This is a genomic window from Galbibacter pacificus (assembly GCF_029603165.1).
Lineage (GTDB): Bacteria > Bacteroidota > Bacteroidia > Flavobacteriales > Flavobacteriaceae > Galbibacter > Galbibacter pacificus.
Map to the genome: position 1 here is coordinate 241,233 of NZ_JAQSVC010000003.1, position 15,201 is coordinate 256,433.

General features: G+C 39.2%; 12 protein-coding genes. 6 read left to right on the forward strand and 6 right to left on the reverse strand.

Features of this window, described 5'->3' with window-relative positions:
• Positions 1-35 precede the first annotated feature (35 nt).
• Both PSF86_RS09480 and PSF86_RS09485 read left to right on the forward strand, forming a co-directional pair.
• Positions 36-1,817, forward strand: a complete 1,782-nt coding sequence (locus tag PSF86_RS09480; protein WP_277899835.1) for a M61 family metallopeptidase — start codon at positions 36-38, stop codon at positions 1,815-1,817.
• Positions 1,802-2,341: a GNAT family N-acetyltransferase gene (locus PSF86_RS09485; RefSeq protein WP_277899836.1), complete on the forward strand. Its 540-nt coding sequence runs from the start codon at positions 1,802-1,804 to the stop codon at positions 2,339-2,341. The genes PSF86_RS09480 and PSF86_RS09485 overlap by 16 nt, the downstream gene beginning before the upstream one ends.
• Here PSF86_RS09485 and PSF86_RS09490 read toward each other — a convergent pair.
• Both PSF86_RS09490 and PSF86_RS09495 read right to left on the reverse strand, forming a co-directional pair.
• The gene (locus PSF86_RS09490; RefSeq protein WP_277899837.1) at positions 2,336-4,813 is read right to left on the reverse strand and encodes a DUF5916 domain-containing protein; all 2,478 of its coding nucleotides are present in this window, start codon (positions 4,811-4,813) and stop codon (positions 2,336-2,338) included. The genes PSF86_RS09485 and PSF86_RS09490 overlap by 6 nt on opposite strands.
• A 71-nt stretch (positions 4,814-4,884) precedes the next feature.
• Positions 4,885-5,301 (reverse strand): hypothetical protein, encoded by a 417-nt coding sequence (locus tag PSF86_RS09495; RefSeq protein ID WP_277899838.1) that lies wholly within the window; start codon positions 5,299-5,301, stop codon positions 4,885-4,887.
• Positions 5,302-5,437: 136 nt separating this feature from the next.
• Here PSF86_RS09495 and PSF86_RS09500 point away from each other — a divergent pair, with 136 nt between their 5' ends.
• The 4 genes from PSF86_RS09500 (at position 5,438) to PSF86_RS09515 (ending at position 8,382) form a co-directional block, all read left to right on the forward strand.
• Positions 5,438-6,805 (forward strand): sensor histidine kinase, encoded by a 1,368-nt coding sequence (locus PSF86_RS09500; RefSeq protein WP_277899839.1) that lies wholly within the window; start codon positions 5,438-5,440, stop codon positions 6,803-6,805.
• 24 nt (positions 6,806-6,829) lie between these two features.
• The gene (locus PSF86_RS09505; RefSeq protein ID WP_277899840.1) at positions 6,830-7,510 is read left to right on the forward strand and encodes a response regulator transcription factor; all 681 of its coding nucleotides are present in this window, start codon (positions 6,830-6,832) and stop codon (positions 7,508-7,510) included.
• Positions 7,511-7,618: 108 nt separating this feature from the next.
• A complete protein-coding gene (locus PSF86_RS09510; RefSeq protein ID WP_277899841.1) occupies positions 7,619-8,176 on the forward strand; it encodes a DUF2975 domain-containing protein in 558 nt (185 codons plus the stop codon).
• Positions 8,177-8,178: 2 nt separating this feature from the next.
• Positions 8,179-8,382: a helix-turn-helix domain-containing protein gene (locus tag PSF86_RS09515; protein ID WP_277899842.1), complete on the forward strand. Its 204-nt coding sequence runs from the start codon at positions 8,179-8,181 to the stop codon at positions 8,380-8,382.
• A gap of 57 nt (positions 8,383-8,439) precedes the next feature.
• On the opposite strand, the gene PSF86_RS09520 is transcribed toward PSF86_RS09515, so the two are convergent.
• The 4 genes from PSF86_RS09520 to PSF86_RS09535 all read right to left on the reverse strand — a co-directional run bounded on the left by PSF86_RS09520 (position 8,440) and on the right by PSF86_RS09535 (position 15,140).
• The gene (locus PSF86_RS09520) at positions 8,440-8,718 is read right to left on the reverse strand and encodes a F0F1 ATP synthase subunit delta/epsilon (protein ID WP_277899843.1); all 279 of its coding nucleotides are present in this window, start codon (positions 8,716-8,718) and stop codon (positions 8,440-8,442) included.
• A gap of 90 nt (positions 8,719-8,808) precedes the next feature.
• Complete coding sequence (atpD, locus tag PSF86_RS09525) at positions 8,809-10,317, reverse strand: F0F1 ATP synthase subunit beta (protein WP_277899844.1); 1,509 nt, start codon at positions 10,315-10,317, stop codon at positions 8,809-8,811.
• Positions 10,318-10,873: 556 nt separating this feature from the next.
• A complete protein-coding gene (locus PSF86_RS09530; protein ID WP_277899845.1) occupies positions 10,874-12,370 on the reverse strand; it encodes an SGNH/GDSL hydrolase family protein in 1,497 nt (498 codons plus the stop codon).
• Between the two features lie 22 nt (positions 12,371-12,392).
• Positions 12,393-15,140, reverse strand: a complete 2,748-nt coding sequence (locus tag PSF86_RS09535; protein ID WP_277899846.1) for a TonB-dependent receptor — start codon at positions 15,138-15,140, stop codon at positions 12,393-12,395.
• Positions 15,141-15,201: the final 61 nt, after the last annotated feature.

Genomic DNA, 15,201 nt, shown 5'->3' on the forward strand with positions numbered 1-15,201 from the left:
CTACTTATTTAATAACCATTTTAAAGCCTGTACCCTTGAAAAAGACAATTTGCACTTCCCTGGTTTTTTTAATTTCGTTTTTGGTAAATGCCCAAACTCCTGTAAAATATGCTATTTCGTTTAAAAATGCCGTGCACCACGAAGCGCAAATTTCTGTGGTTTTCCCAAAAACTTCATCAGATTCTTTGCATATTAGAATGAGCAGAAGCTCCCCGGGAAGGTATGCGCTGCACGAATTTGCAAAAAATGTCTATGGCGTGACTGCCACAAATGAAAAAGGCGATACCTTGAAAATTGTCCGCCATAATCCTTACGAGTGGGTTTTAGTAAACCCGAAAGGGGCAACCATCGTAAATTATACGCTTTTTGGGAACCGTGGCGATGGGACCTACAGCCAAATTGACGAAATCCATGCGCATTTAAATATACCGGCTACGTTTATGTATGCCGATGCTTTTTTTAGCCATCCGGTTGAAGTTACCTTTAATGTGCGAGAAGACCTACACTGGAAAGTGGCCACACAACTGCCCAACAAAGAAGGATTTACGTATACTGCTCCAAATTTTCAATATTTTTTTGACAGCCCTACGGAAATAAGCAATTACAAAAAGAGATCTTTTACGGTTGATTCTAATGGAAAAGATTACACCATTGAATTTGTTTTGCACGACAATAGCACTGAAGCTCTTTTGGACACTTATTTTGAAAAGGTAAAACGAATTGTCTTGGCCGAAAAAGATGTATTCGGGGCACTTCCGGATTATGATTATGGTAAATACACCTTTCTTGCCTGCTATGTTGCCAATGCTAGCGGAGATGGTATGGAACATAGAAATTCTACCATTTTAACCGATAGGGAAGGCCTTGCCAACGGCGGTATGGATGGAAATATAGGTACGGTTTCTCACGAATATTTTCATTCGTGGAACGTAGAGCGCCTTCGGCCAAAAAGTCTGGAACCTTTTAATTTTTCCAAAGCAAATATGAGTGGCGAATTGTGGTTTGCCGAAGGGTTTACCAGTTATTACACCAATTTAATTTTATGCCGTGCAGGCATTATAAGCCCCGAAGAATATGCAAAACGGTTGAACGGTACTTTTAATTATGTATGGAATTCACCGGCGCACGAATATTTTAATCCTATCGAGATGAGTTATCAAGCGCCTTTTGTAGATGCGGCTACCTCGGTCGATCCCGTTAACCGGGAAAACACGTTTATTTCTTATTATTCCTACGGAAGTGTGCTCGGTTTGGCATTAGACCTCTCTTTACGGCAAAACGGATTGAACCTAGACGATTTTATGCGAAAAATGTGGGAAGCACAAGGCATTGAAGAAGATCCCTATACAATAGACGACCTTCATTTTAATTTAAGCCTATATGCCGGGAAAAGCTTTGCTGACCATTTTTTCAACAATTATATTTATAAAAGTAAAATGCCCGATTATGCTGTTTTGTTTGAAAGTGTTGGTTTTAATTTTACCCAAGATGAAAACAAACCATACACCGGAATGTACATAAAAGGCAACACCATTGTCCGAAACGCACAAAAAGAAAGCCCCGCGTACAAGGCCGGACTGGAAAATGGCGATGTTATTCTTGCTATTGATGGCACAACGGTAGATAATGCTCAAACCATAGATAAAATTATTTCAGAAAAAAAGGTAGGCGATGTCATTAAAGTGAAATACAGTCGGTACGGAGAAGAAAAAACAACGAATTTAACACTACAAAGCGATCCTACCTACCATATTTCATTTAATGAAAAAGCCAAAAGAAAAATTGAAAAGCACAGGGAAACGTGGTTGAAGCAATAGAATTTTCCCGGGCATCATCTAAAATCGATTTAGCGCAAATACTAAAGCTTCAACAAGAAAACCTTCCTGACAAATTAACTTCCGAAGAAAAAAGAAACGAAGGTTTTGTTACTGTTGTCCATTCTTATAAAATGTTGAAGCAATTAAACGGGAAATGTGCTCATTTTATAGCCAAATACAATCATTGTGTGGTTGGGTATGCCTTGGCCATGCACCCGTATTTTAAAGATAAAATCGAGGTATTAAAACCCATGTTTAAAATCTTGGACAAGGTGTTGGCAAATACAAACTACATGGTCATGGGGCAAATATGCATCGATAAGGATTTTAGAAGGCAAGGTATTTTTAAACAATTATACAAAGAGATGAGCATGGCTTTGAAAACAGATTTTAATTGCATTGTTACCGAAGTTGATGCTACCAATAAACGTTCTTTGGACGCTCATTTTTCAATTGGTTTTATAAACATAAAGACCTATAAAACCAACCAACAAGAATGGGTGTTATTAAAATTGCAATTATAATTTCATCCTGTACTTTCTTTTGTCTGCATATACCGAAGCCTGTGCTGTATTGGGTATATTTTTTTTCTTTCCAAACCAGCTTTTGGCCCGATTGTAATCTAGAAAATAACTAATCCGAAGGGATAAACTGTGCAATTGAGGCTCGTTGAAAAGGTTATCGAAATTCCTGTTAAAATCGTGCACGGCTTCTTCTTGGTAACTTTCAATGGCATTGCGGTACAATAAAGTTAACTGGCTTCCGGGAGCAAACCACCATGAAAAACGCACATCTATATTCCAGTTATTATAAGTGGTATTATGATTTTCATGGTAATCGGGGTTCAAGATTAAATCTCCATCTGTATCCAGCGTGAAAAACTTTTCATAGCTTACATCCGAATAATAATGCCGAAACGAAAGGTTGAGCGCCATGACATTGTTAAAAATATATTGCGATTCTATGGCATTTTTAATTGTATTCCTGTCCCGTTGGCCAAAAATAATATCGCCGTCCAGATTATTTACATAGCCCCGGTCTTCGTTGTTTAAAATAATGTTGGTGGTTAAAAACAATTTCCATTTATCAGAGAACCGATAGCGCGGATAAAAATCAATCCGTTTTTCATCCCTCCAACCTTCGCTGTACACATACCAGTCGTAAGTAAGCCCCATGGCAAATTTCTTTCTGTAATCGGTTTCAAACCAAGCCCATCCGTCGTAATAACCAGGCACCTTTACAAACCGGTCTTCTTCACGGGGCTCGTAAATATCGTTAACCCCAAAAGGGGTTGTTTCAAAACCACCACCAAAGTAGATAAACTTTCTTGTGGTAAAGCTGGAATTAAAATTAAAGTTGAATTCATTGTACAAATCGGGTTCCAACCTGCGGGTAAAATTAAGGTTAAAATTAAGGTATAAGTTATTCAGTCCTCCTTTTGGTTTTAAATACCTGAACCCGTAATATCCGTAATAATTAATATAATTGGTCCTTCCCGTGTAACCCAAGTCGTCAATATTATAATCTTTGGTCCTAAAATTTACTTCGCCCGACATACGATGGCTTCCGCTAATTTTAGAAAGCCCGGCACCGCCTTCAATACCAAATTGCGTATGGTTGGTCATTACCCAGCTTCCTTCGGTCCGGCCCCAATAGCGCATGGTATTCTTCTTGTTGGTAATATCAGCATAGAGTCCCGAGGCATTTGCATCCCTAAAATCACCTTCGCGCGTGGTATTGGTATTTACAAAAGAAATTGAAGAATTACCGCCAAAACGTTGGTCGAGCACCAAAACATTGTAGTTTGTCAACGGTTCTACCAAAACGCTTCGTTTTTCTTGGCTTATACTATCTTTTACCTGGGCGTAAGTACGCTCGGTAATCCCGTTAAATATACCAATCCCTAGCCCGCCATTGGTTCTTCCGGAAATTTTCATGGCATTTATTAAATCGACTGTTGCGGGATTTTCTACTATTTCTTCGTGTATGCTTAAATCCACATCGCCAGTTGGAGCGCTTCCTACACGGCGCGAATAAAACAAATCTCCTTTGCTGAACAACTCAGTGCCTTCGGTAAAAAAAGCCCGCTGTTCATCGTATTGCACTTCAAAAGCGGTAAGGTTAAGCACGCGCTCGTCGAATTTTGTTTGTCCAAAATCGGGGATTAAAATCATATCCAGCGTAAAAGCATCGGTAATACCGTATTTTAAGTCCATTCCCCCATTGAAATTCACCTCGGTTTTGCCATCAAAACTGGTTACGTATGAAGACACATACGGTTGAAAAGACAAACGAAAGGGGGCATTGATATTTTTTATATTGTGCAATTCGCCATCATAAATTAAAAAGGCACCTTTGGAATTATCAACATGGTTCCAACTAAAACGCTTCCGCTCTCGGCGAAACTCCCGTTCCATGTTCAACCCCCAAAGTTGGACGTCTTTTTCGGGAAAACGTAATTGAGAATACGGGATAAATATCTCTACCGTCCAATTGGTTTCGTTTATCCTAATATCGCTATACCAAACCGCATTCCACGAAGAGTCTTCGTTGTCGTTGGTAATTTTAGAGTCCCATTGCACCCCAGCAGCCGTAACTACAAACTCAAAGCTCTGCTGGTGATCGTTATAGCCGTTTAAAAGAATAAAGAAAAAATCGTCGTTGCCCAAATCGTCCCTTTCAGTAAGTTCTTTTGTAATTTTATCTATTTCGGGGTCCTTCATTACCGCACCAAAATAAATACCGAGATCGTCGTACAATATTTTTACTTCGGTACGCAAACTATCTGGAGCCGGTGCTCCGTTATTGGGCATGCGTTCTACAAAATTTGTGGCAATGGGCACATCTTTCCAAACCGCCTCGTCCAAAACTCCGTCAATTTTTGGAGCTTCGGTAATTCGCATGGCATTTATCTTTTTCCTTGGAATGGTATCTGTTTCTTGAGAAACGGCAATTTGCAAACTAAAAAGCAGCAAAATTAAAGCTAGGGATTTCATTAATGGCTCTGTTTCTTTAAAGACAATTTAAAAGGGTCATTGTTACAGTGGCAAAAGAAAAAAGTTTAATTTCATCCATTTGTCTTGGGTGGCCTTGGTGGTCGTGGCGCATCTTCATGACCCAGTATTTCGGAAATCTGCTCGCTCAAGTCCTCCATTTTTAGTTGAAAAGATTTTGTTGTTTCTTCTTTTTGTATTTCAATTTTTACTTTCCCTTGGCGCAGTTGCAAAGTGTAGCCCGTTCCTTCCCAATAGGCAAAACGGTCACTTTTTTCTATTGCGGCTCCTAAATTTTTTTCTATAACCTGTAATACTTTTGCGGTGTTTTCTTTATCAAACGAAGCCTTAAAATTATATTCAGAGGTGGTTTCGCTCTTAGAAATTGATACATATGAGTTTTTACTTGTTGAAGTTGAAACCGAAGTGGTTTGCGACCACAATCCTCCTGAAAGGAACAAAAGTGCAAAGGCAAAAATTAATTTTTTCATGATACTTAATTTTAAAGTTCTTGAAGCAAATTTCTACAACACGCCTAACAAAATGGGTTAACCGAAGGTTAACGAAGGGTTAACGCCTCCATTTAGTAATTACGTAATTTATCAAGTTGCTTATTTTTGTAGTTGAATGAAACGGAAAAAGCAGATACAATTTTTGTTGTTTTTTTGCCTGCTCGTATTGGCAGGGCTCGTGTCAATTCAATACTACCTCGTTCAAAATACATACCAGCTTAACTCTAAAACCTACATCAACGAGGTTAAAAAACAAATTGCCCCAGTTATTGAATCAACCGAAATGGACTCAATTGAAGAACAGTTTTTTGATGAATTTAAAAACCTCTGCCTTCAAAGAGTAAATGACAGCATTACATTAATGCAATTTCGGTCAAAGGCTAAGTTTATGGCAGATTCCATTCAGAAATTAAGTCAGCTTTATTTGCAATCACAGTTTGAAGATTACCCCATTTTAAAAGAAATCCGCCTCCGTGCGCAAATAACCCAGATTATTTTTGAGACCAACGGAATATACGACACACTGCTAAAAGCTACCGAAAATCCTATTATTTTCTTCGGAGATGCTATTCAAGGAAATGCTTTCAACATTAGCACCGGCATTGTACAGTCGTCTGCCGACCAAAAGAAGGATTCCGTCAACAAAAACCTTAATTATTTTTATAAGCATCATCAAACAACCGACATGGATATTTCCAATTTTCAACAGAAAATATGGGAGAAAATGTTTGGGGTACTCATTGCCGGTATTGTACTAATTTTTTCGGTTATTTTATTGTTTTTCTATATGTACCGTTCTCTTATCAAACAAAAGAAAATTGCAGAAATAAAAACCGATTTTGCCAATAATATAAGCCACGAATTAAAAACTCCGCTTACTTCGCTCAATCTCATTACAAAATCACTGGAAAAAGAAAGCGCTTTTCAAAACTCAGCCTCGGCAAGAGGGCTTGTAAACGCCCTATCCCGGCAAAACATACGTATACAGACTATTGTAGACCGGGTAACGGAAAGCTCTTTGGAGCCACAAAAAATAGAAGAAAAGAAAATAGACATTGTTCGGCTTTTAAAAGATGTTATCTCTGATTTTAATACCCCGACACATGATTTAAAAAATGAAATATATCCAGATACATTCATTTTAACAACAGATGCCCATCAAATGGAAAGGGTTGTCCAAAACCTGTTGGAAAATGCCGTAAAATACAGTCCGGAAGCAACAGAAATATTAATAAAATCCTATGCCAAGGATACATTTTACTTTATTGAAGTTACAGATTATGGACATGGAATCCCGGCTCCCGAACAAAAAAGGGTTTTTGATAAATTTTACCGTATCCCGCAAGGCAACAGGCACGATATAAAAGGACTGGGGCTCGGCCTCTACTTTTGCAAACAGATCATGAAAGCCTTAAAAGGGGCTATTTATATAAAGAACAGCACAAAAAAGGGAAGTACATTTGTTTTAAAAATCCCCGTTTAAGCAATAATAATTATTCATAAAACAATGATTAAGGTATTAATAGTTGAAGACGATCTGGACTTGGGCGATTTGCTAAAGCAATACCTGGAATTAAATAAATTTAAGGTTCAGCGGGTATTTAATGGTATTGAGGCACGCGAAGCTTTAAAAGAAAGCACCTTTAGTATACTCGTTCTGGATGTAATGATGCCCGAAGAAGACGGCTTTACATTAGCTCAAAAGCTTCAACTTCAATATCCCGGATTGCCCTTTCTTTTTGTTACGGCCCGAAAAATGAAAGAAGACATTTTAACGGGGCTGAAACTTGGTGCCGATGATTACATTCTCAAACCCTTTGATGCCGATGAACTTATTCTTCGTATAAAAAATATACTGAAACGCAAACCCCTTATTAGTGAAATTAAAGCCGAAGTATACACCATCGGGAAATACACGTTTGAGCCTAAAAATTTATTGCTTAAAACTTCGGACTCAGAAAAAACACTTACTGAAAAAGAAGCTCAGCTTTTGAATTTTTTATATCAAAACAAGAAACAGGTTATACGCCGGGAAGACATTCTCAATCATTTGTGGGAAGAAACCGACTTCTTTTCCGGGCGGAGCTTGGATGTGTTTATCAGCCGGTTAAGAAAATACCTTTCAGCAGACAGATCCATTCAAATTGAAAGTCTTCGCGGTATTGGGTTTCGGTTTTTAACTGAATAATTCATAAAGCAGAAAAACTACATATTATCCCTTTTTCAATAAATAATTATTGTTTTTCAATAATTTTATATTATTTTTGTATATATTTCATTTTTTAAATCATGTGTCATGGTGAAACAGATATCCAACATTTTACATATAATGCTACTTGTATTTCAAATATTTATTTTCTTTTTAACTATTGGAGAAATTATTCATTTTGCAGAAAAATTTGATAAAATCCACAACGATTATTTTTTTGGCATTCATTTATCAGAAAGTGACACCCCATTAACACATATCATTGTTTTTTGTATTACTATTTTAGTAATGAGCCTTTTGTTTTACCTTTTAAATTTATTTAGAAAAGTCATTTTGGATTTTAGAAAAGAATTTGTTTTTACCGAAAAAAATGGAAAGCAATTGAGAAAAATAGCCTTTGGATTAATTATAATTGGTTTGACCATATTAACGGTCTTTCTAATATTTTTCCCTTATAAGACTAATTATGAAATATCTAATGCCAATGACAATACAATTAGATGGGTATACAATTTAGGACTATTCGTTGGAAAATTAACTTCTTTGCTATTTCCCATTTTTATTCCGGCACTCTTTTTTATGCTAATCTCAAAATTGATCAAAGAAGGTAACATTATTAAAACCGAAAACGACTTAACCATATAGTTATGCCCATAATTATTAATCTTGATGTAATGCTTGCCAAACGAAAAATGCAGAGCAATGAGCTTGCCGAAAAAATAGGCATCACGACCGCAAACCTTTCAATTTTAAAAACGGGAAAGGCTAAGGCTATCCGGTTTTCAACTTTAGAAGCTATATGCAAGGAGTTAGACTGTCAACCGGGTGATATTTTGGAATACAACCAATAAAAAACGTCCCGCAATTGCGGGACGTTTTTTTATATATTTTTGTTTGTTTATGCTAAATTAATCTGCTAAAACAATCACTTTATTGTTGTTCATTTCTACGGTTCCGCTGTTTATTGGCAATAAGGTTATCCCCTTTTCGCCTTTCGAAAATTTAGAGGCAACTTCTTTCCCTAATTGAATATCCCCATAGATTTTCACGTTCCCCTTGCCCAATAAAGATACGATAGGCGCGTGATTATCCAACATTTGAAATTCCCCATCTACGCCCGGCACAACAACCGAAGTAACTTTTCCTTTAAACAATGTAGCCTCGGGGGTTACTATTTCAAGAATCATAGTTATTTGTTTATTTGTTAATTATCAATTGTTATTTATCAACAAGATAAATACTACCTTATTAACATATAACTATTAACTTCAAGCCAATTATGCTTCAGCCAACATTTTCTCTCCGGCCTCAATCGCTTCTTCGATAGTTCCTTTTAAGTTGAAAGCAGCTTCAGGAAGGTGGTCTAATTCACCATCCATAATCATGTTAAAGCCTTTAATGGTATCTTTAATATCTACCAACACCCCTTTAAGTCCAGTAAACTGCTCTGCAACATGGAAAGGTTGCGACAAGAAACGTTGTACACGCCTTGCTCTTGATACAGCCATTTTATCTTCCTCAGAAAGTTCTTCCATACCAAGAATGGCAATAATATCCTGTAATTCTTTATAGCGTTGTAAAAGCTCTTTTACGCGTTGTGCACAAGCATAGTGGTCTTTACCCAAAACTTCGGGGGCCAAAATCCTTGAAGAAGACTCCAATGGGTCCACCGCAGGATAAATACCAAGCTCGGCAATCTTCCTGGAAAGCACCGTAGTTGCATCCAAGTGGGCAAATGTTGTTGCAGGAGCGGGATCCGTTAAGTCATCCGCAGGTACGTAAACCGCCTGTACCGAAGTAATGGAACCTCTTTTTGTTGAAGTAATACGCTCTTGCATTGCTCCCATCTCGGTGGCCAATGTTGGCTGGTAACCTACCGCAGAAGGCATACGTCCAAGAAGTGCAGACACCTCTGAACCTGCTTGTGTAAAACGGAAGATGTTGTCTACGAAGAAAAGTACGTCCTTACCTTGGCCATCGCCTGCTCCATCACGGAAAAATTCGGCAATAGTCAATCCAGACAAAGCTACACGCGCACGCGCTCCTGGAGGTTCGTTCATCTGTCCGAAAACAAAAGTTGCCTTAGACTCCTTCATGGCCGCCTTATCTACTTTAGACAAGTCCCAGCCGCCTTCTTCCATAGAGTGCATAAAATCGTCTCCGTACTTAATAATCCCAGATTCCAACATCTCTCTCAAAAGGTCGTTTCCTTCACGGGTCCTTTCACCAACTCCGGCAAAAACAGATAAACCTCCGTGACCTTTTGCAATATTATTAATCAACTCCTGGATAAGTACCGTTTTTCCTACACCGGCACCTCCAAAAAGACCAATTTTACCTCCTTTTGCATAAGGTTCAATAAGGTCGATTACTTTAATACCCGTATAAAGTACTTCTGTAGAAGTTGTTAAATCTTCAAATTTTGGTGCTTCCCTGTGAATTGGCAAACCATCTTTTCCGGCTTTCGGCAATTCTCCAAGACCGTCAATGGCATCTCCAATTACATTAAACAAACGTCCATAAACATCGTCGCCAATTGGCATTTGTATTGGGTTTCCGGTAGCAAGTACCTCTACGCCCCGACTCAACCCGTCAGTAGAATCCATTGAAATAGTTCTTACCGTATCTTCCCCAATATGAGACTGTACTTCAAGTACCAATTTAGAACCATTTTTTCTTTCGATCTCCAAAGAATCGTAAATCTTTGGCAATTCAGATCCCGATTCAAATGCTACGTCTACAACCGGACCAATAATTTGTGCAACTTTACCTGTAATTTTAGACATTACTTAAGTGTTTAATGTTAAGCTTATTATTTGCAGAAAAGGATTCATAAAAATAATTTTAATCATCCTTTTTTCGCGGTGCAAAGATATATTTTTAATTGAAAAAATAACCCGATTTAAACATTTTTTTTTCCTGTGCTATCAGCTTGTTTTTTTGAGGGTTATACCGCTTGTCCAAAAAATATATTCCCGCCCTGTTTTTCCCGTTTCACATTCTTGTCAGAAGCATCTTTTATGCGCTTATTTATTTTAGTATTTGCCTGCTTCCCCCACTACACGCCCCGATGCTCACGATTGGGGCGGGGTAGTTGGCTCAATCAGGGCTAGCAGCCAAGGCTTTTTTACTTTTACCAACAAAGAACATAACACCGCTTTACATTTTATTGTTCATAGCACACTCGTTGGCTTGGTGCATACTTTTATAACAAATTTGTTCTTTTTATGCTTTTTACTCACGCAGCGACCCCGGTGTTTATCGGATAAAGCACTAGAATGCTTCCTTGCCCATATGGCATGGCAAACGGGAAGCCTTCCTTTTCAATGCCCTGCTCTTTTTTTATGGTAATTGTGCTGGGTAAAGCGTATTATAGTCTGCCGCCTTCAATCTTGGTAAAGTAGCCTCATATTCAACTTCGATGGCCTCTAGAAATTTGTTGGCCAGATAGGCATACCCTCTTGCCGTTGGATGGATCCCATCCAACGAAAAGGCGCCCCCAAAAATCAGATCGTCGTTCAAAACAAATTCATCAAAAGGCACCCCGCCCTCTTGAGACAATGCGGTTAATATTGCGTTTGCATCCACCAATGCCAATCCATGCTGTTCTGCAACCGCCTGTATTGTGGCATTGTATGCCTGTGTTGCGGTTTTTACGTGCATTTGTTCAGATGGTATCAATACCTGGCCGTCGTCTAACGGAACACCAACACCAATAACAGACTGCGGATTGTTCGGGTCGGCCAGTGTACCTAAAACAGAAGACACCGGCAGGGGTATCAAATCCTCCTCGGTTGCCTGCCGCATATTTATCAAGGCAGGATTTACACCTGTTAAATCGGTTAAATCTTCGTCTATCAATACAACTGCATTTTGTCCGGCACTAAAATTAATCGTCCGTTTTTCTACTTCTTCAGCAGTAATCAAACCAAAACCTTGCGCCTGCACCAATCCGCCATTATATGCAGCGTAAGCCCCATTAATGGCATCGGCAGTATTTTCATCTAAAGGAATGGCGTTATAAGGCACGGTTGTAAAATAAGGAATCGATGTTATGTCTGGAATATTGGCCACAATTCCCTTAGCATCGTTTTGCACCAATTGAGAAACAATATTGGCATACATTTGCGCAAACACATCTGGATCGGTAATATCGTTGGTGGCATAGGTGGTAAAGTCAAGGTTGCCCGTTTGATCTATACCAACGCCCCCGCCAGTAGCATAGCCCAGCACGTCATTGTTCCCTATCCAAAGGCTAAAAAAAGTAGGGTTTTGCGCAACCGCATCGGCAATAACGCTGGTTGATGGGCTTGACGAAAAACGCACAAAATAGGGATTGGCGCTCCCAGTTTGTAGCCCAGCGATATTACCATAACCCGGTATTACCAAATGATAACTTAAAGCACCCGGGACCCCCATGTTATTATAGTTCCCCGAAAGTATTTGCGATATATCGGTAGTTGGCATGCCCGGTAAGCGTACCGGGCCCGAGCCATTAAAATACAGTCGGTTTTCAAATCCGGGCAAAGGATTACCCCCTAAAAGCAATCCTCCCAAATTACCGTTCATTAAGGGCTGATTAAATTCTCCTCCTCCCACTAAAGAAAATTGTGTTGCCAATATATTGGGCAACGAATTTGTTTGTCCGGCAATGAAAAGAGCCCCATCGGTATATCCAGCGGTTAGGGAATTTCCCACCGACACATAATTTGAAAAATCGGCTGCTCCGGCAGAATATTCTTCTTCAGGACCGTGCATTGTTCCGGAATCGTCATCAGAGCTACAGGAATATAATCCTAAAAGCAACAGCAATAGCAAACTTATATAGTTGGTATTCATAAAATATCGTATTATAATTAGCTTAAAAGTTATTGATTGTCCAAGACACGTAGAGTTGTGTTCCTATTAACCCTGTTCCGTAAGCAGTGTAATATTCTTCTCCAGACAGGTTAGCGGCACCCACCTTAAAAATAGATTTTATGCTTGGCACTGTATAGTTTAACTGTGCGTCCATAACCGTAATCGAAGGGATGTTTCCATCGCCAAAACCTGCCTGCCAGAAAAAGGCATCGCTCCACCGGTAACTAAAGTTGAACCCAAAATTCTTCACCAGTTCTGTATGCCCAAAAGAAGCTTTGAATTTATGTTTTGGCGTATTAAATCCCGCTCTAAATTCGGGATCGTCTTGATCAAAATCGGCATAGGTGTAATTTCCGCTTAAATCAAATCCATTAAAAACTTTAGTCGAAACAGCAATAGAAGCTCCATACGATTGTACACCGGATTTTGCATTGGTGTAGGTTTGAAACACTTTATAGTCGCCACTTTGTATGGCTACCAATGATTGCGAATTGTCTCCAACTTCTCCGTATAATGGAGCAACTACATTTTGAGTTGCAATAAAGTCGGTATAATCGGTGTAATACCCGCTTAGATCAATGCTTACTTTCCCTAATTGACCTCTATAGCCAATCTCGTATGCAATGGCCTGTTCCGGTTTTACCAAATCGACATCTGAAGCTACCGGAGCACCTGCCTGGACCGAAGCTGCGGAAAATGAATTTTCGTAAGCATTTCTTCCACTTATGGTTGCAGTAGGGTTTCCGCCGTTGGCTGCTTGATTATTTACGTCAAAGGTGCGTACATATCTGTCCAGATTATCTTCGGCCGAACCTACCAATATAGCCCTTCCTACATCTAACCCAATATATAAATCTTGTGTGGTCGGGTTTCTAAAGGCCGTTTGTATAGATGCCCTAAAGTTGTGGTTTCTATTTTCGCCTGCTGTATATCCCACAGAAAAACGGGGCGTTACCTGCCCGTTAAACAATTCGGATTTATCATAACGCAACGAACCGGTAAGCTTCAACCGCTCATCCATTAATTGTTTTTGAATTTGCGTATACAGCCCTAATTCATTATAACTTATGGGGCCATCGTAATCAGTAAAAATAGTTCCGAAGGAATTCAAACGATACGTCCTAAAAGAACCGCCCACTTGAATGTCGGCAAAATCAACCAAATGCGAAAAGTTGTAATTGGCATCTGCATGGTACAATTGCGATCCGTCCCTAAACTGAGACCCGGAAGCCAAATCGGGATTGGTAGTTACGGTATTAAATGCCTGTTGAAATTCCGGCGTCCCTGGAATAAGCCTGCCTGTGTCGGCCGTTTGCCTGGCAATTGTATGCGCTTGTTCGCTGGATGCCCCACTTAAAGTTGCTTGCACATATGCACCTGCATATTCGCCAAACCATTGTTGGTCTCCCTTCCAATAACGATTTACGTTAATCCCGGTGAATCGCATATCGTAGGAATCTCCCGCATCCTCATCGGTCATATATCCTCTTACAAAAAAATTGTCATTACGGACTTCTATTTTGTGTTGTTGCAAGAAGAAGTTTTTCAATGAATATCTATTGGAACCTTGATAAATAGTAGCTCCCTTACCAATTTTTCCTTGGTAAATAATTTCCAAATCATCGGCAAATGGGCGATAATGTAACGCTGCATCAAACTTTACGCTCTCTGCTTCGTAATTTGTTAAGTTGCTTTCAAGATAACCTGTTCTACTTACATTTTCATTGGGCAGTAAATTAACCGCTCCTTCCGGAATGATCCCGTTTTCTGCAAGGGCAATACCTACAGCGCGAATATTGGTGCTTACCTCATCGCCATATACGTTTAACCCATCGTAATCGGGCATTTCACGACCAGTTCCCGGATTTAGTACATTTTCTTGACTTACCGCAAACCAATCGGTTCCTTTTAAATAAGAAAAGTTGGCTTTGGCGGCAAATTTATCAGAAAACTTTTTGGCAACGCGTATTCCCAAGTCCCAAAAAACATTATCTCCGGCAGCTTCTTGTGATGTCATTCCCGATTTGGCATAAGCGCTTATTCCTTCAAAATCGAACGGGCTTTTACTCCGCATAAACAAAATTCCATTAAACGCATTGGCTCCATACAAGGCAGACGATGCACCGGGCAATAATTCCACGCTTTGCACATCTATCTCTGTCATTCCCAATAAATTACCCAAAGGAAAATTCAAGGCCGGTGCCGCATTGTCCATTCCATCAATTAACTGGACAAAACGTGTATTGGCAAAAGCCGCAAATCCACGGGTGTTAATTGATTTAAAGGTTAAACTATTGGTATTGATATCTACCCCCTTAAGATTTTCCAGGCCATCGTAAAAATCGACAGAAGCCGTATTTTTTATTTCTTTCAGGCCAAATCGTTCCACTGTAACGGGCGACTCAAAAATACGTTCGGGTGTCCTCGATGCCGAGATAACAATTTCTCCCAAGTTGGTAGTTTCTTCTTTTAGTTGAATTTGCAATGACCGTGCCGTTGACAACGCAATCGTTTGCGGAGCAAAGCCAATGCTAGAAACTTTAATATTGAACGGATATTCATCTTCTATTGATAGTGAAAAATTCCCCTCAAAGTCGGTTACGGTTCCAACTGTTGTTCCCATCACTTGCACATTTGCTCCGGGAATGGGCTGGTTTTGTTCATCAACCACTTTTCCGGAAATAGTAGTCTGGGCAACTCCCAATGCACTAAAGAGAAAAGTGAGCACAAAAAAAATTGTTCTTATCATAATATGTTAGTTTTTGATAAGAACAATATACATATTTTTTCAATTACGTAACTTTTTAATT